This is a genomic window from Dongia sp. (genome assembly GCF_041909655.1).
Classification (GTDB): Bacteria; Pseudomonadota; Alphaproteobacteria; order Dongiales; family Dongiaceae; genus Dongia.
Genome location: NZ_JAYRDA010000004.1, coordinates 121,190 through 141,190, shown reverse-complemented (window position 1 = coordinate 141,190; position 20,001 = coordinate 121,190). Strand labels below are relative to the sequence as shown.

Below are 20,001 nucleotides of genomic sequence, written 5' to 3'. Positions count from 1 at the left end.
AGGATAGAAATCCCCGCCCCTGATGCGCCATGCTGGCCCCTCGCGGAAAAGCAGACGAGGTCATGTCATGGCGGGGCAAGCGGGTGTGCAGATTCGGGTCGGCATTGGTGGCTGGGTATTCGAACCCTGGCGCGGCACCTTCTATCCAGACGGACTCGCCCAGAAGCGCGAGCTGGAATATGCCAGCAGCAAACTGACTTCGATCGAGGTCAACGGCACCTATTACGGCTCGCAGAAACCTGAGAGTTTCCGCAAATGGCGCGATGAGACGCCGGAGGGTTTCGTTTTTGCCTTGAAGGGTCCGCGCTTCGCCACCAATAGGCGGGTGCTGGCCGAAGCCGGTGCTTCGATCGAGCGCTTCTTCGAAAGCGGTGTGACCGAGCTCAAGGAGAAGCTCGGCCCGCTCAACTGGCAATTCGCGCCCACCAAAAAATTCGACGCCGAGGATTTCGCCGCCTTCCTGGCCTTGCTGCCGAAAAAAATCGATGGGCTGAAAATCCGCCACGCCGTCGAAGTCCGCCATGACAGCTTCAAATGCGCCGAATTCATCGCCCTTGCACGCCAGCACGAGGTGGCGGTGGTCATTGCCGGCGATAGTGACTACCCGATGATCGCCGATGTGACGGCGCCCTTCGTCTATATCCGCGCCATGGGCACGCAGGAGAAAGAGGCCAAGGGTTATGCGAAGAAGGCGCTGGATAGCTGGGCGGAACGCGCAAAGCTCTGGGCCGCCGGCAAGGCGCCCAAGGAACTGGAACTCGCCTCAAAGGATAAGCCGCCCGTGACACCCCGCGATGTCTATCTCTACGTCATCAGCGGCCACAAGGTCGCGAACCCGCTGGCCGCGATGGCGCTCATCGAACGGGTGTCATAGCCGCAGTCTATTTGTCATGGCCCGCTTTAGGCGGGCCATCCACGAGTTTCAGCGTGACTGAAGGAAGTAACTCGTGGATCCCCCGGCCAAGCCGGGGGATGACAGCGAGCAGGAACGAGTTGTTTCCGACAAGATGTGAATACTACCGCCCGGCCAGATCCGCCTCGATCCCCGCCCAATCCGGCGCCGGCACAACTTGCGCCGCTTCATGGACGTCCTTGGTCCAGGCATAGAGGCAGAGCAGCGGGACGTCATCCACCAGCGTGGCATGCAGTTGCTGGGGCGGGTTCCAGACCGGCTCGCCGGTCTGCCGAATCTCCCACGGCGCATCAATGCCGAAGCGCCAGCGCGTGGGGCCGGTCAGCGGCAGATAAAGCTCCGCCGCCTTGTGGCGGTGATCGCGATAGAGCGTATGCGGCGCAATCAGCAGCAGGCCGAGATCGAAATCGAGCGCGTAAGCGGGGTCGTAAAGGCTGGCGAGGCTGGCAAAGGCATGCTGTTTCGGAAAATAGGCGCCGATCTCCGCCGCCGGATAGGCGTCATAGCTGATCCAGTCAAGCTCCGGGAGTGCCGCTGCAATGGCCGCACCAAGGGCCGCGCCCGATTGCTGCCGGGTGAGCGTCAAAGCCTGCTCCAGATGTCCGCAGGCCGGTATTGTCCGGCGCGGTGCCGCGCCTCGCGCGCCGATCTTTCCCCGGAACGCCCCCAAGGCAGCGCGCACATCGGCGATACCCGGGCTCATTGCCGGCAATTGCGCAAGATGCCGGTCGATCGTTTCGGTGAGGTGGAAGAGGGTGGCATCCTCCCGCCGCATGTCAGGCCGCCACGATGATCGCGACACCCGCCGCGTCCAGGGCCGCGCGCAAGGCGGCCGGCGGCGGTGCATCGGTGATGAGCGTGTCGAGTTCCTCCAGCGTGCCCACGCGCACCATGGAGAGCCGGCCGAATTTTGATGAATCGCAGAGGGCGATGATCTGTGTCGCGCGCTCGATATAGGCGCGTTTGATCTCGGTATCCTCCAGCGAATAATCGAACATGCCCTGGTCGGTGAGGCCGGAAATGCCGAGAAAAGCCTGATCCAGCCAATATTGTTTGAGCTGGTCGACAGCCATCGTGCCGTAGATTGCCAATTCCTTCGGCCGCAATTGCCCGCCCGGCAGATAGACCGAGGCTGGCCCTTCGGAAAGCTGCGTCGCCGCGCGCACATTGTTGGTGAAGATCTTGATGTCGGCGCGGCTCGCCAATTGCCGCGCCATCTCCAGCGCGGTGGTGCCGACATCGATGCCGATCGTGGCGCCCGGCCGTACCAAAGCGGCGGCGGCGGCCCCGATTCTCTCCTTCGCTTCGCCCTGGCGCCGGCGCCGTGCCTCGAAATTCGGCTCGTCCAGATCGAAGGATTCGGCGCTGCCGAGCTTCGCCGCGACCGCCCCGCCATGGGTCCGCAGCAGCAATCCCTGGCCTTCGAGGCGGGTGAGGTCGCGTCGCACGGTGATTTCCGAGACACCCAATTCGCCGGCGATCTCGCTCACCGTGGCAAAGCCCCGTCGCTCCACCAGATCGCGCAGGACGGTGTCGCGCAGATTGGGCGGAATGCGCTCGCCGCGTCGCTCGGGGCTAACCTTCATAGGACGTTCGGTCATGAAACCCGTGCAATTATTGATGATCAATTTCGATCATAATAACGCTCAAGCCGAAGAAATCCAGCGCGATTGCCCTTGATTTCGACTCTGTGACAGTCAATAATGACCGAAATCGATCATAAATGATCGATAACGATAGGTTTGACAGGGATGCTCAACGACCTCGCGGGAAAACGTGCCATCGTCACCGGTGGTGCCACGGGTATCGGCCTTGCGATCTCCCGGCAATTTGCCGCGGCGGGGATGCGGGTTGCCATCGCCGATCTCAATGAAGCCGGCGCCATCGCCGCCGCCAGGGAACTCGGACCCCAGCATATCGGTGTCGCCATCGATGTGCGCGACCGTGCCGGCGTTGCGGCCGCCTTCGACAAGGTCGTCGCTGCCTTCGGCGGTTATGACGTGCTGGCGGCCAATGCCGGCGTCTCCTCAATGAAGCTGGTGGTCAATCTCGATGATGCCGATTGGGATTTCAATTTCGACGTCAATGCCAAGGGCATCTTCCTCACCAATCAGGCGGCCGTGCGGCATTTTCTGGCGACCGGCAACAAGGGCGTCATCGTCAACACGGCATCCCTAGCCGGAAAATGGGGTGCCCCCTGGCTCGCCCATTATTCCGCCAGCAAATTCGCCGTGGTGGGCTTCACCCAGGCTCTGGCGCGGGAAATGGCCGAGCACGGCATCCGCGTCAATTGCGTCTGCCCCGGTTTCGTCAAGACCGGCATGCAATCGCGCGAGGTGGAATGGGAAGCCGCCTTGCGCAAGATGACACCGCAGGCGGTGATCGACGATTACATCAACCAGACACCGCTTGGCCGTCTCGAACAGCCCGAGGACGTTGCCAAGACCGTGCTTTTCCTTGCCAGCGATCTTGCTGGCTTCATCACCGGTGAGGCGCTCAACGTCACCGGCGGCGTCCGGATGGATTGAGGCAGATCATGCGGGCGAGATGGAGCAACTTTCTGCCGCATGTCGTTCTCTCGATCTTCTCGCTTGCCATCCTGCTGCCCCTCATCTGGGTCGTCCGCGTCAGCCTCACCGACAAGCTCACCGCCTACAAAATCCCGCCCGAGATCGGCCATGTCGGGCTCGAGAATTATGTCGAGATCTTCTCGGTCTATCCCTTCGAGCGCTGGTTCCTGAACAGTCTTCTGGTGGCGCTTGCCTCGACCGCGATCTCGCTGCCGCTGGCGACCGCCATGGCCTATGCCTTCGCCCGCTTCAACACGGGCGGGGCGTTCCTGCGCCTCGGTGTGCTGGCCAGCCAGATGCTGCCGCCGATCATCCTGGTGCTGCCGCTCTTCACGCTGTTCTTCTCGACCGGCCTCATGCAGACGCATCTGGGGCTCATCCTCGCCCATCTCACCATCAGTCTGCCCTTCCTCGCCTGGATGCTGGTCTCCTTCTTCGAGGGCGATTCGGCGAGTCTTGAGGAAGCGGCGCGGATCGACGGCGCCACGCGCTGGCAGGCCTTCATCAAGATCGCCGTGCCCGTGGCGGCACCCGGCATCCTTGCCGCGGGACTCCTTGGCTTCATTCTGAGCTGGAACGAATTTCTCTTCGCGCTCGTGCTGAGCGGTGCGGATACGCAGACCCTGCCGATCGGTCTTGCCAGCATGGAAACCCATGCCGGTGTCGAGATCGCGCCCCTGGCCGCGGCCACGGTGGTCTCGCTGCTGCCCGTCTTCGCCTTGCTGCCGTTCCTGCGCAAATACCTGATCAAAGGCCTGTCGCTGGGTGCCCTGAAGTGACCGGTGAAGAAGATGTCCGGGGCCGATAAGAGGGAGGTTGGAAAAATGTTGAAGAGACTGCTTCTGGGCTCGGTCGTGGCCCTAGGTTTTGCCGGCAATGCCTCGGCGGAAACCGTGAACATCCTGATGGAAGGTGTCCCCGACACCCAATTCGTCAAGGATCTGATACCTGAATTCACCAAGGAAACCGGCATCGAGGTCAATCTCGAAGTCGTCAACTATGCCGAAATGCACACCAAGCTGGTGCCGCAGCTGGTGGCGCCAAAGGGCAGCTATTCGGCGATCGTGGTCGATTTCTACTGGGTCGGCGAATTCGCGAAGGCCGGCTGGATGCAACCGCTCGACGACCGGATCAAGGCCGATAATGTCGACACCTCGGTTTATATCCCGGCGCTGATGGATCTGGTGGGCCAGGTCGACGGCACCACCTACATGCTGCCGTTCTACAATTATGCGATGGGTCTCACCTATCGCACCGATCTTCTGGCGGATGCGAAGAACCAGGCCGATTTCAAGGCGAAATACGGCATGGATCTGAAAGTCCCGGCGACCTGGGACGAATATCTGAAGCAGGTCGAATTCTTCACCAAGGACGGCATGCACGGCGTGGTCAACCAGGGTCTCCGCCCGGATCCCATCGCCATGGAATGGTCGAACTATCTCTTCGCCAATGGCGGCGAGTATCACGATGCCGACTGGAATCCGACGCTCAACAACGAAATCGGCATCAAGGCGGTCGAGCAATACAAGACCGCGATCGACAAGTTCGGCCCGGTGGGTTCCGCGAGCTTCAGCTTCGACGAAGCCTTCAACGTGATGGCCCAGGGCAAGGCCTATAGCTACATCACCTACAACTTCTTCCGCCCGGCTTATGACGATCCCAGCAAATCCGCCGTGGTCGGCAAGGTCGAGATCATGCCGGTGCCGGGGCCGACGCCGGACAAGGGCGGCAGCCTCAACGGTGCCTGGGGTTGGGCCATTCCGAAATCGAGCCCCAATCCCGATGCCGCCTGGACCTTCCTGAAATGGGTGGAATCGAAAGAGATCGCCAAGAAGCGCGCTCTGGCCGGCGGTTCGCCGACAAGGACCGACGTCTTCGACGATCCCGATCTCAATGCCAAATACGCCTATTTCCCGGCGCTGAAGCAGATGCTGCTCACCAGCCACAACTTCCCGGTCTTCACCTACACGCCGCAGCTCGTTGAAGTGCTGGGCCGTGAGCTGAGCCTGGCGGTCGCTGGCGAGAAGAGTGCTGCCGATGCTCTGGCGGCGATCGAGGCCGAAATGGCCGAACTCGCCAAAAAAGACGGCAAGCTGAAGTAACGCAGGTAAAGGGACGAGGAAGCAGGAATGATCGGCATCTCGGGCATGAAGGCCAATGCAGCGGACCGGCGCGATGCCCGGTTCGGCTATGCCTTGGCGGCACCCAGCCTGACAATGCTGTTTCTGATCATCCTCTTTCCCGTCCTTTCCGCGCTTTATACCAGCCTCCACGAATACACGCTGATCGCGCCCAATTTCGACGTCTTCACGGGTGTCGAGAATTTTCGCCTCGCCTTCGCCGATGCCGAGTTCCGGCATTCTGCTTGGCTCACGATCAAATTCGTGATCGGCGTCGTGCTGCTGGAATTCGTGATCGGCTTCGCGGTCGCCCTGATGCTCAACAAGGTCGAGCGATTCAAGCCGATCTATTATGCGATCCTGCTCTGCCCGCTACTGATGAACCCGGTCATCGTCGGCCTCATCTGGCGCATGTTCCTGCATCCCAATCTGGGCATCGTGAACTATCTACTGTCCACGATCGGCCTCGGTCCGGTCAACTGGCTGGGCGATACCAAGATCGCGATCTGGACTGTGATCATGGTCGATATCTGGCATCAGGTCTCCTTCATGATCGTGCTGCTGCTGGCGGGCCTTGCCTCGCTGCCGAAGGAACCTTACGAGGCGGCGCGGGTCGACGGCGCCAATGCCTTCCAATGCTTCATCCACATCACCTTGCCGATGATGCGTACGGTCATCGTGGTGACGCTCCTCATCCGCCTCATTTTCGCGGTGAAGACCTATGACCTCGTCTACATCATGACGCGGGGCGGGCCGGGTGTTGCCACCGATCTCCTGAGCTATTTCATCTACCGCAAGGCCTTCGTCGGCCTCGATATCGGCGAGGCTTCCGCCATGTCGATCATCCTGCTCACCGCCATTCTCGGCCTCACCGCCTATCTCTATCGCTACATGCGCGCGATTCGCTAAGGAACCACTTCATGGCCGGCATCGAGTTACGAAACGTCAGCAAGATCTACGGCAATGCCGTCGTCGCCGTCGACGATATCAGCCTGGAGATCAAGGATGGCGAATTCATGATCTTCCTCGGCCCCTCCGGCTGCGGCAAGTCGACCACCTTGCGCATGATCGGCGGCCTCGAATCGATCTCGAAGGGCGATCTCCTCATCGACGGCCGGCGCGTGAACGATGTCGATCCCGCCGACCGCGATGTCGCCATCGTTTTCCAGAATTACGCGCTTTATCCGCATATGACGGTGGCCGGAAATCTTGGCTTCGGCCTCCGCTTGCGCGGCATCGACAAGGCCGAGATCGCGCGGCGCATCAACGCGATCTCCGACATGCTCGGCATCGGCCCGCTTCTTGAGCGCAAGCCTGCGCAACTTTCCGGCGGCCAGCGTCAGCGCGTGGCGTTGGGACGCGCCCTGGTGCGCGAGCCCAAGGCCTTCCTGCTTGACGAGCCGCTGTCCAATCTCGATGCGAAATTGCGCGCCGCCATGCGCACCGAGCTCATCAAGCTCCATCACAAGGTCGGCACCACGATCATCCATGTGACCCATGACCAGATCGAGGCCATGACCATGGGCCAGCGCATCTGCATCATGAAGGACGGCCGCATCGTCCAGGTCGGCGCCCCGCTCGAAGTCTACCGCAATCCCGTCAACACCTTCGTCGCCGGCTTCCTCGCCAGCCCACCGATGAATCTCTTCCCCGGCCGGCTCGAGGGAAGCGGGCAGGGCGAACTCTTCGCCATCGCCGGTGGCGCACGCCTTCCCATCCCCGCGGCCTTCCGCCCAGCTTATGCCAGCCGTGCCGGGCGCGAGGTCACCATCGGTTTGCGGCCCGAGGATTTTCATCTGACGCCTGTGGGCAACAGCTCGGTTGCGGTGCAGCTCACCGCCGTCGCCATCGAGTTGCTGGGACCGGAAGTGATCCTGGTGGCCGAACTGGGTGGCATGGGCGGTCCGGAAATTCAGGCGCGCATGCCGCGCGATTTTCTGGCCCGCCCCGGCACCGATCTCACCCTCCATTACGATCTCACCCAAATGCATGTCTTCGACGCGGCGACGGGCCAGGTGCTCGCCCGCCCGCAGATGGCCTGACAATTCCAGAAAGCAGAGACAGAACCATGCTCAAGACAACTTTCGGCAGCCACAAGCCCATCATCGCCATGATCCATCTGGCCCCGCTCCCCGGCTCGCCGCTCTATGACAAGGATGGCGGCATGCAGAAGATCATCGATCTTGCCGCCGCCGACATCGCCGCCCTGCAGGCGGGCGGCGTCGATGCCGTCATGTTCGGCAATGAAGGCGACCGACCCTATCTCTTGAAGGCCTCGCCGCAATCCTTGGCCGCCATGTCCTTTGCGGTCGGTGAGTTGAAGCGCAGCATCAAGATCCCCTTCGGCGTCAATTATCTCTGGGATCCAGTGGCCAGCGTCAGCCTCGGCATCGCCAGCGGCGCCCGCTTCGTGCGCGAGATCTTCACCGGCGTCTATGATTCCGACATGGGCATCTGGGCGCCCGATGCGGCGACCGCCTTGCGCCTGCGCGCCGATTGCAACCGCAGCGACATGAAGCTGATGTTCAACATCAATGCCGAATTCGCCTCGCCCATGGGTGACCGCTCGATCGCCGCGCGCGCCAAAAGCGCCGTCTTCTCCTCGCTGGCCGACATCGTCCTCGTCTCCGGTCCGATGACCGGCCAGGCGGTCGAGACCGCCAATCTGAAGCTGGCCAAGGATGCACTCCCCGATACGCCCGTCTTCGCCAATACCGGCGTCAACAGCGACAACGTCGCCGATATTCTCAAAATCGGCGACGGTGCCATCGTCGGCACGCATTTCAAGTTGGGCGGCGATACGTGGAAGGCCGTGGATGGCGATCGCGTGAAGCGATTCATGGACAAGGTCGCCAAGATCCGCTGAGATCCAGACCTCATGGCCTATCTGATCGGCATCGATATCGGCACCACCTCCACCATCGGCATCGTCATCGACGATGCCGGCAACGCGCTTGCCGTGGAAAGCCGCCCGGTCACCCTCTATTCCGACCATGCCAATTGGTCGGAGGAGGCGCCGGGGGAGTGGTGGGCGAATGTCGGCGCGATCTGCCGAGCCTTGTTGCAAAAAAGCGGCATCAATGCCGGTGACATCGCCGCCATCGGCGTCACCGGCATGCTGCCGACCGTGATCCTGCTCGATGAAGCCGGCAACCCGCTCCACCGCAGCATCCAGCAGAACGATGCCCGCGCCACCGATCAACTGGCGCGTTTCCGCCAGGGTATGGCGGAGGCGAAATTCCTCGGCCTCTCCGGCACCGGCTATAGCCAGCAACTGGTCGGGCCCAAACTCATGTGGCTGCGCGAGAACGAACCGGCGGCTTTTGCCCAGGCGCGCCACGTGGTCGGCGCCTCGGATTACATCACGGCCAAGCTTTGCGGCGAGATTCAGGTCGAACACAACTGGGCGCTGGAAGCCGGTTTTGTCGGCCTCGCGACCGGCACCTATCATCCCGATCTCATCGCCCTCGCCGGAATCGACGCGAAGCTCCTGCCGCCGATCCGCAAGAGCCATGAAATCGTCGGCACCCTCACGGCGGAAGCTGCGGCACATACCGGTCTTCAGGCCGGCACGCCGATCGTTGCCGGCTGCGCCGATCACGTGGCTTCCGCTTTCGTCTGCGGCGCCGCGCGCAACGGCGATCTGGTCCTCAAATTCGGCGGTGCCGGCGATATCCTGCTCTCCTCGGACAAGCCTGTCGCCGATCGCCGCCTGTTCCTCGATTATCACATCGTCCCCGGTCTCTTCTTTCCCAATGGCTGCATGGCGTCGAGCGGCAGTTTCCTGAATTGGGTCGTGAAGAACTGGGCGGGCGGCGAGCTGGAAGCGGCGCGCACGGCCGGGCTCTCGATCCATCAATGGCTCGACAGCCGCACAGCCGAAATCGATGCGGCGAGCGGCGTTCTGTTTCTCCCTTACTTCCTCGGCGAGAAGACGCCACTCAACGATCCGACGGCACGCGGTACCCTGGTCGGCCTCGGCCTCAACCACGACATACGCCATGTCTGGCGCGCGGCATTGGAAGGCGTCGTCTTTGGTTTCCGCCATCATGTCGAGACCTTCGAGGATGCCGGGCTCAGCGTCACGCGCGTCTTCGCCGCCGATGGCGGTGCCGCCAGCGATCTCTGGCTGCAGATCGCCGCCGATGCCCTCAACCGCCCAGTGACGCGCATCGATCGGCATCCCGGCTCGTCTTTGGGCGCCGCTTTCGTGGCGGGGATGGGAATCGGCGTGCTGAAGGACTGGGCCGATATCGCGCGCTATGTGACGCCGGGCCGGACCTTCATCCCACAAGCCGCCGACGCCGTGACACTCGATCGGAAATACCGGCTGTGGCGCGAGCTCTATGAACGCCTGAAGACGCTCTATCCGGAACTCGCCCGGCTCTAGCCCGGCAGGGTCACGTCGAGGAATTCGAGATCGGCCGCGGCGGTCAGCGCATAACGCGCGCCCTGCGGCAGCACGCAGCTATCGCCCTCGTTGAGGCGATGCGCGCCTTCGCCGTCGAGGTCGAGATCCAGGCTACCCTTGAGGACGAAGAGGAACATGAACTCGCCCCCATGCTGACCCACGACGCGTTTCGCTCCCGCCAAAGGCCGCACCACCCGCACGCCGGCAAGCTTGCCGGTCGCCGCTGCGATGCCGATATCGCGGGCCTCGAATCCGGCGAGGCACCAGGGCACCCATCTCGCCTTGGCCGCAATGTGACGCACAAATCTCTGGCCGCCGAAATCCCGCTCGGGCAACAGGCGCCCGGTCGGCAAGGCCATGTTGTGATCGGCGAAGGTTTCATGCACCGCCGGGCAGCCGATTTCGATCACCTCGAGCCCGGCCGAGGATTCCAGCACGCGGTGGCGGATCTCCGGTGGCTGCAGCACGCAATCGCCGGCCTCCAGCAAAAAGGGTTCGCCCTGATCCTCATAGACCAGCTTCGCCCAGCCGGTCTTGCAGAAGATCATCTGGAATCGGACCTTGTGGAAATGCACATAATCCGGCACCGGGCCGCCTTCGGGGATGCGGATATGCGAGGCGATGAAACGCCCGCCCAATCGGCTCGGGATCAAGTCGCGGTATTGCATCCCGGCGCGTCCCGTGCCCCAAGCCTTCGCGTCATTGTTGCGGCTCAACACAAATTCCTGAATCCCTTCCGGCACCACCATCGCCGGCTGCGCTTCGACCAGCTCGACCGCCATGCCGTTGGGCGCCGTCAATTGCCGCGGCGTTTCCGCCGGCAGAGAGCTGAGATCGCAGAGCAGGCGCAGGGTGAGCGTCGACGGCGCCGCTTCCGGATCGGCTTCCAGCCGCAGGATCGTGCCGTGACCGCCGATCACCGCGATTGCGGGCGCGTCCGCCGGCACGATCATGTTGACGCGAAAGCCCAGGCGCTCGGTGAAGAATCTGAGGTTGGCGGCAAGGTCGCGGCAGGGAATGACGATTTGCGCGACACGGATATTCGGCTGCTGCATGCGGGTCTCTTGGGGCGGTTAGGGCCGGCCGATCCGGCGATAGCTCTGGTCGGTGACCGGGCCGTAATGTTCCGGGCGCCGGTCCTGCAGCAGATTCATGCCATAGAACGCTTCCGTCCGCGACTTCAACTGCACGGCGCGCAAATCGGCCCGGTGGATGACCAGCCCCTCGTCCTCGCCTCGATAGGCGACAACCTTGCCATAGGGGTCGACGATCTGCGAGCCGCCGTAATAATCGACGTTCTGGGAATAGGCGCCCTTCTCGCAATGGTTCGAGATCACCAGCCAGGCCTGGTTGAAGAAGGCATTGGCCTTGGCGCTGAGGTCCATGGCCCAGCCGGGATAGTCTTGCGCGCGGTCATGGCCGCCCATCGGCCAGGCGGTGGAATTCAGGATCAGCTCCGCGCCGCGCAGGTAATAGGACCGCAGGAATTCCGGAAAGCACATGTCGTAGCAGATGATGCTGCCTATGCGCGCGAAGGGTGTCTCGAAAACCGGCGCGTCCTCGCCGGGCGAGAAATAGGGATAGTCGCAATGGCTATGGACCTTGCGATAGGTGCCGACCAACCCCTCCGGCCCGATGAAAGCGACGCTGTTATAGATCACGTTGCCATGGAGGGCGGATTCCGCGAGGCCCACCTGCACATACATATTGAGCCGCCGCGCTGCCGCCGCAATCACCTCGGTCGCAGGACCCGGAATGGTTTCGGCTTCGCGGAAGTAATACTGCTTTTGCTCGGCGGCGCCCTTGTCGCCCAAAGCAAAGGCGAAATCGGCATAGCCTTGCAATCCAACCTCGGGCAGGACCAGGAGATCGGCGCCCTGTGCCGCCGCTTCTTCCATCAGTTCAATGAAGCGGCGCAGGTTGCGGGCCTTGTTGTGAACGATCGCGACATTCGCCGCTGCCAAAGTGGTCTCGCTCATGCCTCTTTTGCCTTCCTGTCTTTCCCGCCGGCCACTATAGCGAACCGGCGAACGAGGCCAAGAACGCGGCGCAACCCGCCATGCCCCGCACGCAACCTTGGGATCGGTTTACAGGCCCGGACCGAAACTGTATACAGGTAGAAACAAGATTGCGCGGTGGTGTTTTTCCGGCCCGGCAAATCTGGGTGGGCTCCCTCGCTGCGGCGCGACCGATTCAAATAAACGACAAGAGAAGCGAGGTCCCGGTGACCGAGGCTTCCATACATCCACTTCAGGCAGGAGAGGCGTTATGAGCATCAAAAAATCGGGCATGAAACTGGACCGACGTTCGTTCCTGGGTACATCCGCCGCCCTCGGCGCGGCGGGATTCTTCGGCATGCCGCTCTTCGCCGCCGAGGCGCAGGCCCAGGCGAAGAAACTCATCATCCGTGTCGATCTCGACATCAGCATTCTTGATCCCGGCTACATGGTCGGCGGGTCCGAAATCGAAACGCAGAAAGCCTTGTTGCCGGTGCTGGTCGATTTCGAGGTCAAGGACGGCGTCTTTACCTACCGCCCGTCGATCTATGTCGAAAAGTTCGAGCAGCGCGACGACACCCATTATGATTTCACCCTGAAGCCCGGCTTCATGTGGAGCAACGGCTTCGGCGAGTTCACCGCCGAGGACGTGAAATACTCCTACGAGCGGATGAAGACCACCGATTGGAAGGGCAATTTCGAAGCCCTCGATCGTGTCGAGGTGACCGACAAGTACAGCGGCACGCTGGTGCTCTCGCAAGCCTTCGCGCCCTTCGTCATGCTGGGTCTGGCGGCCGGTCCCTCCGCCATCCTGTGCAAGGCGGCGATGCTGAAGGTGGGCGAGAAATTCACCACTGAAATTCCCGCGACCTGCGGTCCCTATGTCTTCGAATGGACCCCGAAGCAGAAGCTGAGCTTCAAGGCCAATCCCGACTGGACCGGCCCCAAGCCGGCCTTCGAGGAAGTGGAAGCCCTGATCATTCCCGAGGCTTCCGCGGCCGAGCTTGCCTATGAGGCGGGCGAGGTGGCGGTGACGCAAATCGCCCCCGCCACTCATGCGCGCTATGTCGAGAAGATGCCGGAGAACAGCGCCATCCATGTGGCCGGCGCACTCCAATACATGTGGCTCGGCATGAACACCGAGAACCCGAAGCTCGCCGACATCAAGGTGCGCCAGGCGATCCAGCACGCCATCGATGCCGACCAGATCATCGCGGGTGCCTATTCCGGCACCACCGAGAAGTCGAACGGCATCATCTGTCCGGGTCTGGTCGGTCACCGCAAGGCAACCAAATATACCTTCGATCCGGCGAAGGCGAAGGCGTTGCTCGACGAAGCCGGCGTGAGCGGCCTCGAACTGGAATTGAAGACCCTCAACCTCCAGGAACGCATCCTTGCCGCGCAGATCATCCAGGCGCAGCTTCAGGCGATCGGCATCACCGTGAAGGTCATCCCGGTCGATTCCGGCCCGTTCTGGGAAATGGGCGATCAATCCAAGGGCGATGGCTACAAAAGCCTCGAAATCTGGCTGATGCGCTTCGGCACCTCGCCGGATCCGCAGGAGGCCACCACCTGGTTCACCAGCGACCAGATCGGCGTCTGGAACTGGGAGCGCTGGAAGAGCGAGGAATATGACAGCCTTTACAAACAGGGTGTCACCGAAGCCGATCCCGCCAAGCGCAACGAGATCTATCTGCGCATGCAGGAAATCATGGAAGATACCGGCGCCTATGTCTGGATCAACCATGAGCCGGAAACCTTCGTGCACCGGTCGGACCTCAAGATCAGCGTGATCGCGTCCGGCGAAATGGTCGTGCGCGAATTCGTCCCGGCTTGATCATGATCTGAAACCGGCGATGCGGCAGCCTGATCGCTGCCGCATCGCCTGTGTTTCAGGAGTTTTCGGCACGATGCATTCGTACCTACTCAAGCGATTGGCTCTCTCCGTCGTCATCGTGCTCTGCGCGCTCTTGGCGCTTTTTCTGCTGCTCCATCTCATCCCCGGCGATCCGATCAAGATCGCGCTGGGGCCGCGCGCGACGCCGGAAGCCATGGCGCGCTATGCCGAGAAGATGCATGTGGGCGAGCCGATATTCGTCCAGTTCTGGGTCTATTTTACGGGGGCCCTCGGCGGCGATCTCGGCGCCGACGTCTTTTCCAACCGCAGCGTCACCACCATCGTCCTGGAGGCCTTGCCCTACACGCTGATCCTGGCGGCGGTCTCGCTCTTCTGGGCGGCGCTGATCGGCATTCCGCTCGGCTGCCTTTCGGCGGTGAAGCCCAATAGCTGGTTCGACCGGGTGACGGGCGTGCTTTCGGTCGCCACCATCGCTATTCCTTCCTTCCTGGTTTCGATCTGGTCGCTGCTGGTCTTCGCCGTCATCCTGAAATGGCTGCCGGTGATCGGTGCCGGCGACGAGGGCGATTTCGGCGATCAGGTCAGCCATCTCATCCTGCCGGCCTTCGCGGTCGGATTGGGCTGGGTCGGCTATCTCGCCCGCATGGTGCGGGCCTCGATGCTGGAGGTGATGAACGAGAATTACATCCGCGCCGCCCGCGCCTTCGGCCTTCAGGAACGGACCGTCATCTTCCGCTACGCGCTCAAGGTCGCGGTGCTGCCCACCATCACATTGATCGGCATCGGCTTCAGCGGCCTCCTCTCCGGCACCGTCTTCGCCGAGATCATCTTCACGCGGCCGGGTGTCGGCAAGCTCATCTACGACATGGTGATGAATCGCAACTTCCCTGTGGTGCAAGGCGCTGTGCTCGTCATCACAACCGTCTATGTCCTCATAACCCTAGTTGCCGACCTCCTGGTCGCTTGGCTGGATCCCCGTGTCCGCAGCTCGCTCTGACAGAACGGTTATGCGCTCGGAACGCGACCTCGGCGAAGGCTGGGTCAAACTCGGGCGTTTCGTCACCAATTGGCAGGGTATGCTGGGCCTTCTGCTGGTGCTGCTGTTCTTTGCCAGTGCGATTCTTGCCCCGTTCTTTGCAACCCATGATCCCAACGCCCTCGACATTCCGGCGCGCCTGTCCGGTCCCAGCCTCGATCATTTCGCCGGCACCGACCAACTCGGCCGCGACACCTATTCCCGCATACTTTATGGCGGCCGCGTCGCCTTGCAGGTGGCGGCGATCGGGATCTCTGTCTCGCTGGTCTTCGGCATGCTGTTCGGCATGCTGGCCGGGTTTGGGCCGCGCTGGCTCGACAATCTGCTGCTGCTCTTCTTCGACGTGATCCGCTCCTTCCCGACCATCATCATGGCACTATCAACGGGTGCACTGCTGGGTCCCAGCCTCAGCATTAACATTCCGCTGCTCAACCCGAACCTCAATCTCATCCTCGCCATCGTCATCATCACCACCATCCCGGGCTATGCGCGCCTCGTGCGCACCAGCACCATGGCCTTGAAGACTACCGAATTCATCCTGGCCGAACGCTCGCTAGGGGTGGGCCTCTGGCGCATTCTCTGGCGTCACATCACGCCCAATGTGATCGGACCGATGTTCATCCTCGCCGCCATGGACGTCCCCGTCGTCGTCACGGTGGAAGCGGGGCTGAGCTTCCTAGGCCTCGGCGTGCTGCCGCCCACCGCCAGCTGGGGCAGCATCCTCAACGAAGGCTATCTGCTCATTCGCGAAACGCCCTGGCCGATCATCGCCGGCGGCATCCCGCTGGTCCTCACCACCTTGGGCTTCACTTTTCTCGGTGAAGCGTTGCGCGACGTGTTCGATCCGCGCCTCGGCAAGGGGCGCTAATATCATGCCGAACCTTGTCGAAATCCGCGATCTCAACGTCTCCTTCGGCACCGGACGCGGCGACGTCCAGGCGCTCCGGAATGTCAGCTTCGACGTGCCCAGGGGCAAGATCGTCGGCATCGTCGGCGAGAGCGGATCCGGGAAAAGCACGGTCATCTGGGCGATGATGCAATTGCTGGCTGAGAACGGCCGCATCGATGGCGGCGAGATTCGCTTCGACGGCCGAAATCTCCTGGATTGCGATGCCGAGCAATTGCGGGCCTTCCGCGGTGCCCAGGCGTCGATCGTCTTCCAGGATCCGATGACCTCGCAGATCCCGATGAAAACCTACCTGCAGCAGATGCTCGACATCGCCTATCGCCGCAAGGACCAGAGCCGGGCCGAGAAGATCGAGCATGCCATCCGCATGATGAACCGCGTCGGCATACCGGATCCCGAACAGCGCATCCGGCAATTTCCGCATCAATTCTCCGGCGGCATGCGCCAGCGCACCGGCATTGCCATGGCGCTCCTCATGCATCCCCAATTGCTGATCGCCGACGAACCTACCACGGCGCTCGACGTGACCATGGAGGCGCAGGTCATCCATCTGCTCCGGGAATTGCAGCGCGAATTCCGCACCACCATGATGATCGTCTCGCACAATCTCGGTCTGGTCGCGGAATTGTGCGACGAGATCGTCGTCATGTATGCGGGCGAGGTGATCGAACGCGGCGACATCCAATCGGTCTTTGCCAACCCCGCGCATCCTTATACCCGCGCCCTCATCGAATGCGATCCGGCACGCGTGCTGGAACGAAGCCGCTATCTACCCACCATCGCCGGCGAGCTCCCCGATCTCCGCCGCCCGCCCGCGGCTTGCGTCTTCGTGTCGCGCTGTCCCCATGCCTTCGCGCGCTGCCAGGTCGAAAAACCGTCCTTCCACAATGCCGGCCATGGCCACGACGCCGCCTGTCATCTACTCGCCGTCAACACGGCGCAACCGGCTGTTCAAACGCTGCCCGCGCCGCCGCCCCTGGCGACACCCGTCCCCGTGTCGCAGGAAGCGCCGCTCATTTCCGTGCGCAATCTTCGCGTCAGCTATCAGGCGCGCGGGGGCCTTGCGGCACTCCTGCCCGGCAAGCCGCGCGCCGAGATCGACATCCTCATCGATGTCAGTCTCGACCTTCGCAAGGGCGAGACGTTGGGCCTCGTCGGTGAAAGCGGCTCCGGCAAGACCACGCTCGGGCGCAGCATCCTCGGTTTGGTACCCGCCAAGGGCGGCTCGGTGACATTGCAGGGGCGCGAATTGGTGGGCTTGAGCGAAGGCGAATTCCGCCCCCTGCGCCAGAACATGGCGATGATGTTCCAGGACCCGATCGGTTCCCTGAGTCCGCGCCAGAATGTCCGCGCCCTCATTCTCGAACCTTTCGACGTGCACCGCCCGCAGGCCGGAGATCGCGATTCCCTGGCCGAGCGCCTGGCCGACATGGTCAATCTGCCGCGCGAACTCCTCAATCGCTATCCGCATCAATTATCCGGCGGTCAGGCGCGTCGCGTCGGCGTTGCCCGGGCGCTGGCGCTGGAGCCGCGCCTCATCATCGCCGACGAACCCACCGCCGGCCTCGACGTCTCGGTGCAGGGCGACGTCCTCAATCTGATGCGCTCGCTCCAGGTGGAGCACGGCCTCACCTATCTCATCATCTCGCACAACCTGCCCGTCGTGCGGCATATCAGCGACCGCCTCGCTATCATGTATCTGGGGCGCATCGTCGAGCAGGGCGATTGCGAGGCGATCTTCAATCGCCCCGCGCATCCTTATACCAAGGCCCTGGTTGACGGCATCCCGCGGCCCGATCCGACCCAGCGCCGCCAATTGGTCTCGATCGAGGGCGAGGTGCCGAGTGTTGCGCGAAGGCCGTCCGGCTGCGAGTTCCATGCGCGCTGCCGTTACGCCACCGATCTTTGCCGTATCGACGCGCCGGAAGAACGTGCGCTCGCCGATGGCCGCCTCGTGCGTTGCCATTACCCATTGACCGACTGACATTGAAGGAGATTTGACGTGATTTACCGGAGCGACTTCCCGCACAAGATCAAGGTGCTGCATCATGTCCGGATTCCCTTGAAGGACGGGGTGACGCTCTCGGCCACGATCTGGCTGCCGGAAGATGCCGAGAAGAATCCCGTTCCGGCGATTCTCGAATACCTCCCTTACCGCAAGCGCGACGGCACCACCGAACGCGACGCCTTGAACCATCCCTATTTCGCCGGCCACGGCTATGCCGGTGTCCGCGTCGACATTCGCGGTTCCGGTGAATCCGAAGGTGTCTTGAAGGGCGAGTACCTGAAATCGGAACAGGATGATTGCCTCGAAATCCTCGCCTGGCTCGCCGCCCAGAAATGGTGCACGGGCGATGTCGGCATGATCGGCATCTCCTGGGGCGGCTTCAACGGCTTGCAGGTGGCGGCGCGCCGGCCCAAGGAATTGAAGGCCGTCATCTCGCTCTGCTCGACCGATGACCGCTATGCCGACGACATCCATTTCATGGGTGGCTGCCTGCTGGTCGATAAGCTCAATTGGGGCTCGACTATGTTCGCCTATAACGCGGCACCGCCCGATCCGGCCCTGGTCGGCGACAAATGGCGCGAGATGTGGAAGCAGCGCCTGGAAGGCTCCGGCTTCTGGCTCGAGGAATGGCACCGCACGCAGCGCCGCACCGATCTCTACAAGCACGGCTCGATCGCCGAGGATTACGGCGCGGTCGAATGCCCGGTCTATCTGGTGGGTGGCTGGGCCGACGGCTATACCAACCCGATCTTCCGCATGCTGGAAAATCTCTCCTGCCCGCGCAAGGGCCTGATCGGTCCCTGGGCGCATAAATACCCGAACTTCGCCTATCCAGGCCCGCGCATCGGCTTCCTGCAGGAATGCTTGCGCTGGTGGGACAAATGGCTGAAGGGCAAGGAGACCGGTATCATGGACGAACCCATGCTGCGGGTCTGGATGCAGGACACCGTCCCGCCGCAGCCCAAATACGATGAACGGCCCGGTCGCTGGGTGGCGGAAGACACCTGGCCCAGTGCCCGCATCAAGCCGACAATCTATCCTTTGGCAAAGGGTGCGCTCGCGTCGCCCGGCACCAAGCCCGCTGTCGAACCGCTCACCATCTGCTCGCCGCAAACGGTGGGTCTTGCCGCTGGTGCCTGGTGTCCCTATGGCCTCGCGCCGGATCAGGCGATCGACCAGCGCATTGAGGCGGGCGGCTCGCTCACCTTCGATACCGAGATCCTGAAAGAACCCCTGGAATTCGTCGGCGCGCCGGTCATCCGCCTGAAGATCGCGGCGGACAAGCCCGATGCCTTCGTCGCGGTGACCTTGTCCGAGGTCTTGCCGGACGGCGCCGTGACGCGCTTCAGCTACGGCCTCCTCAATCTCACCCATCGCAACGGGCACGAGAAGCTGGAGAAGCTGGAGCCGGGCAAGGCCTATGAAATCGCGATCAAGCTCAATGTCTGCGCGCAGAAACTGGGTGTGGGCAGCCGTCTTCGTGTCGCCATTTCATCTTCTTATTGGCCGATCGTCTGGCCCTCGCCGGAGAAGGTGACGCTCACGATCTTTACCGGTGAAAGCGGGCTTGAACTTCCCATCCGCCCGACCCGGGCCGAGGATGCCAGGCTGCCGGCATTCGCTCCTGCCGAGAACGCGCCGCCTTTCGCCTCGCGGCAGATACGGCCGGACAACGATCATGCCCGCGTCACCCTGGATCACCATACCGGTACCGTGACGGTCGACGAACTCGATGGCGGCGGCCTCACCTCCATCCCGGAATTCGACAATTGGGAATACGGCGCCTCGACTCACAAGACCTACACGATCAAACCGGCCGATCCGCTCTCGGCCAAGGCGGACATCGTCTGGAAGAAGGAGTTCGGTCGCGGCGATTTCCGCATCAACATCGATGCCCGGACGCATATGAGCGTCACGCGCGAGCATTTCCGCCTCAAGGCGACGCTCGACGCCTATGAGGGCGATGTCCGCGTCTTCTCCAAGGAATGGGATTGCCTGATCCCGCGCGATCACGTCTGATCGCGCCCCCCACCCCGGCCCTCCCCCCGCAAGCGGGGAGAGGGGGAAGAAATGAGCGGCGACCGACCCTTCACTCCCTCTCCCCGCGAGAGCGGGGGGAGGGTTGGGGTGGGGGGTGCTTCCATTGCATCCGAAATCGCATTAGCCTGCCGCCGCCGCAAC

At 62.5% G+C, this 20,001-nt stretch carries 17 protein-coding genes; 13 read left to right on the top strand and 4 right to left on the bottom strand.

Annotated elements, in window-relative coordinates; translation table 11 throughout:
• Positions 1–67 precede the first annotated feature (67 nt).
• The gene (locus tag ACE3PR_RS09585; protein ID WP_374371060.1) at positions 68–874 is read left to right on the top strand and encodes a DUF72 domain-containing protein; all 807 of its coding nucleotides are present in this window, start codon (positions 68–70) and stop codon (positions 872–874) included.
• 142 nt (positions 875–1,016) lie between these two features.
• On the opposite strand, the gene ACE3PR_RS09580 is transcribed toward ACE3PR_RS09585, so the two are convergent.
• Together ACE3PR_RS09580 and ACE3PR_RS09575 are read right to left on the bottom strand one after the other, a co-directional pair.
• Entirely contained in the window at positions 1,017–1,688 is a 672-nt protein-coding gene (locus ACE3PR_RS09580) for a dimethylsulfonioproprionate lyase family protein (RefSeq protein ID WP_374371058.1), read from the bottom strand.
• 1 nt (position 1,689) lies between these two features.
• Complete coding sequence (locus ACE3PR_RS09575; protein WP_374371056.1) at positions 1,690–2,514, bottom strand: DeoR/GlpR family DNA-binding transcription regulator; 825 nt, start codon at positions 2,512–2,514, stop codon at positions 1,690–1,692.
• A gap of 150 nt (positions 2,515–2,664) precedes the next feature.
• Here ACE3PR_RS09575 and ACE3PR_RS09570 point away from each other — a divergent pair, with 150 nt between their 5' ends.
• From ACE3PR_RS09570 to ACE3PR_RS09540, 7 genes are read left to right on the top strand one after another with little or no spacing between them, the layout of a single operon-like run.
• The gene (locus ACE3PR_RS09570) at positions 2,665–3,441 is read left to right on the top strand and encodes an SDR family NAD(P)-dependent oxidoreductase (protein ID WP_374371053.1); all 777 of its coding nucleotides are present in this window, start codon (positions 2,665–2,667) and stop codon (positions 3,439–3,441) included.
• A gap of 8 nt (positions 3,442–3,449) precedes the next feature.
• Complete coding sequence (locus ACE3PR_RS09565; protein WP_374371051.1) at positions 3,450–4,262, top strand: carbohydrate ABC transporter permease; 813 nt, start codon at positions 3,450–3,452, stop codon at positions 4,260–4,262.
• 45 nt (positions 4,263–4,307) lie between these two features.
• Entirely contained in the window at positions 4,308–5,585 is a 1,278-nt protein-coding gene (locus ACE3PR_RS09560; protein ID WP_374371049.1) for a sugar ABC transporter substrate-binding protein, read from the top strand.
• 27 nt (positions 5,586–5,612) lie between these two features.
• Complete coding sequence (locus ACE3PR_RS09555) at positions 5,613–6,512, top strand: carbohydrate ABC transporter permease (RefSeq protein WP_374371047.1); 900 nt, start codon at positions 5,613–5,615, stop codon at positions 6,510–6,512.
• An 11-nt stretch (positions 6,513–6,523) separates the two neighbouring features.
• The gene (locus tag ACE3PR_RS09550; RefSeq protein ID WP_374371044.1) at positions 6,524–7,645 is read left to right on the top strand and encodes an ABC transporter ATP-binding protein; all 1,122 of its coding nucleotides are present in this window, start codon (positions 6,524–6,526) and stop codon (positions 7,643–7,645) included.
• A 26-nt stretch (positions 7,646–7,671) separates the two neighbouring features.
• Positions 7,672–8,469, top strand: a complete 798-nt coding sequence (locus ACE3PR_RS09545; protein ID WP_374371042.1) for a BtpA/SgcQ family protein — start codon at positions 7,672–7,674, stop codon at positions 8,467–8,469.
• 12 nt (positions 8,470–8,481) lie between these two features.
• Positions 8,482–9,993, top strand: coding sequence for an FGGY-family carbohydrate kinase (locus ACE3PR_RS09540; protein WP_374371040.1), 1,512 nt, complete (start codon positions 8,482–8,484; stop codon positions 9,991–9,993).
• On the opposite strand, the gene ACE3PR_RS09535 is transcribed toward ACE3PR_RS09540, so the two are convergent.
• Both ACE3PR_RS09535 and ACE3PR_RS09530 read right to left on the bottom strand, forming a co-directional pair.
• Positions 9,990–11,069, bottom strand: a complete 1,080-nt coding sequence (locus ACE3PR_RS09535; protein WP_374371038.1) for a cupin domain-containing protein — start codon at positions 11,067–11,069, stop codon at positions 9,990–9,992. The two genes, ACE3PR_RS09540 and ACE3PR_RS09535, sit on opposite strands and share 4 nt — an antisense overlap.
• Positions 11,070–11,087: 18 nt before the next feature.
• The gene (locus ACE3PR_RS09530; RefSeq protein ID WP_374371035.1) at positions 11,088–11,993 is read right to left on the bottom strand and encodes a carbon-nitrogen hydrolase family protein; all 906 of its coding nucleotides are present in this window, start codon (positions 11,991–11,993) and stop codon (positions 11,088–11,090) included.
• A 289-nt stretch (positions 11,994–12,282) separates the two neighbouring features.
• Here ACE3PR_RS09530 and ACE3PR_RS09525 point away from each other — a divergent pair, with 289 nt between their 5' ends.
• The 5 genes from ACE3PR_RS09525 to ACE3PR_RS09505 all read left to right on the top strand — a co-directional run bounded on the left by ACE3PR_RS09525 (position 12,283) and on the right by ACE3PR_RS09505 (position 19,839).
• A complete protein-coding gene (locus tag ACE3PR_RS09525) occupies positions 12,283–13,848 on the top strand; it encodes an ABC transporter substrate-binding protein (RefSeq protein ID WP_374371033.1) in 1,566 nt (521 codons plus the stop codon).
• Positions 13,849–13,921: 73 nt separating this feature from the next.
• Positions 13,922–14,866 carry an ABC transporter permease gene (locus tag ACE3PR_RS09520; RefSeq protein WP_374371031.1) on the top strand — a complete coding sequence of 315 codons (945 nt, stop codon included), beginning with the start codon at positions 13,922–13,924 and terminating at the stop codon, positions 14,864–14,866.
• 10 nt (positions 14,867–14,876) lie between these two features.
• The gene (locus ACE3PR_RS09515) at positions 14,877–15,773 is read left to right on the top strand and encodes an ABC transporter permease (protein WP_374371029.1); all 897 of its coding nucleotides are present in this window, start codon (positions 14,877–14,879) and stop codon (positions 15,771–15,773) included.
• Positions 15,774–15,777: 4 nt separating this feature from the next.
• Positions 15,778–17,796 (top strand): dipeptide ABC transporter ATP-binding protein, encoded by a 2,019-nt coding sequence (locus ACE3PR_RS09510; RefSeq protein WP_374371027.1) that lies wholly within the window; start codon positions 15,778–15,780, stop codon positions 17,794–17,796.
• An 18-nt stretch (positions 17,797–17,814) separates the two neighbouring features.
• The gene (locus ACE3PR_RS09505; RefSeq protein WP_374371025.1) at positions 17,815–19,839 is read left to right on the top strand and encodes a CocE/NonD family hydrolase; all 2,025 of its coding nucleotides are present in this window, start codon (positions 17,815–17,817) and stop codon (positions 19,837–19,839) included.
• The last annotated feature ends 162 nt before the right edge of the window (positions 19,840–20,001 follow it).

Excerpts from the sequence above, each read along its gene's own strand:
- ACE3PR_RS09520 (WP_374371031.1), top strand. The coding sequence starts at position 13,922 with ATGCATTCGTACCTACTCAAGCGATTGGCTCTCTCCGTCGTCATCGTG.
- ACE3PR_RS09525 (WP_374371033.1), top strand. The coding sequence starts at position 12,283 with ATGAGCATCAAAAAATCGGGCATGAAACTGGACCGACGTTCGTTCCTG.
- ACE3PR_RS09535 (WP_374371038.1), bottom strand. The coding sequence starts at position 11,069 with ATGCAGCAGCCGAATATCCGTGTCGCGCAAATCGTCATTCCCTGCCGC.
- ACE3PR_RS09540 (WP_374371040.1), top strand. The coding sequence starts at position 8,482 with ATGGCCTATCTGATCGGCATCGATATCGGCACCACCTCCACCATCGGC.
- ACE3PR_RS09560 (WP_374371049.1), top strand. The coding sequence starts at position 4,308 with ATGTTGAAGAGACTGCTTCTGGGCTCGGTCGTGGCCCTAGGTTTTGCC.
- ACE3PR_RS09570 (WP_374371053.1), top strand. The coding sequence starts at position 2,665 with ATGCTCAACGACCTCGCGGGAAAACGTGCCATCGTCACCGGTGGTGCC.
- ACE3PR_RS09565 (WP_374371051.1), top strand. The coding sequence starts at position 3,450 with ATGCGGGCGAGATGGAGCAACTTTCTGCCGCATGTCGTTCTCTCGATC.
- ACE3PR_RS09575 (WP_374371056.1), bottom strand. The coding sequence starts at position 2,514 with ATGACCGAACGTCCTATGAAGGTTAGCCCCGAGCGACGCGGCGAGCGC.
- ACE3PR_RS09510 (WP_374371027.1), top strand. The coding sequence starts at position 15,778 with ATGCCGAACCTTGTCGAAATCCGCGATCTCAACGTCTCCTTCGGCACC.
- ACE3PR_RS09550 (WP_374371044.1), top strand. The coding sequence starts at position 6,524 with ATGGCCGGCATCGAGTTACGAAACGTCAGCAAGATCTACGGCAATGCC.
- ACE3PR_RS09585 (WP_374371060.1), top strand. The coding sequence starts at position 68 with ATGGCGGGGCAAGCGGGTGTGCAGATTCGGGTCGGCATTGGTGGCTGG.
- ACE3PR_RS09545 (WP_374371042.1), top strand. The coding sequence starts at position 7,672 with ATGCTCAAGACAACTTTCGGCAGCCACAAGCCCATCATCGCCATGATC.
- ACE3PR_RS09580 (WP_374371058.1), bottom strand. The coding sequence starts at position 1,688 with ATGCGGCGGGAGGATGCCACCCTCTTCCACCTCACCGAAACGATCGAC.
- ACE3PR_RS09555 (WP_374371047.1), top strand. The coding sequence starts at position 5,613 with ATGATCGGCATCTCGGGCATGAAGGCCAATGCAGCGGACCGGCGCGAT.
- ACE3PR_RS09530 (WP_374371035.1), bottom strand. The coding sequence starts at position 11,993 with ATGAGCGAGACCACTTTGGCAGCGGCGAATGTCGCGATCGTTCACAAC.
- ACE3PR_RS09515 (WP_374371029.1), top strand. The coding sequence starts at position 14,877 with ATGCGCTCGGAACGCGACCTCGGCGAAGGCTGGGTCAAACTCGGGCGT.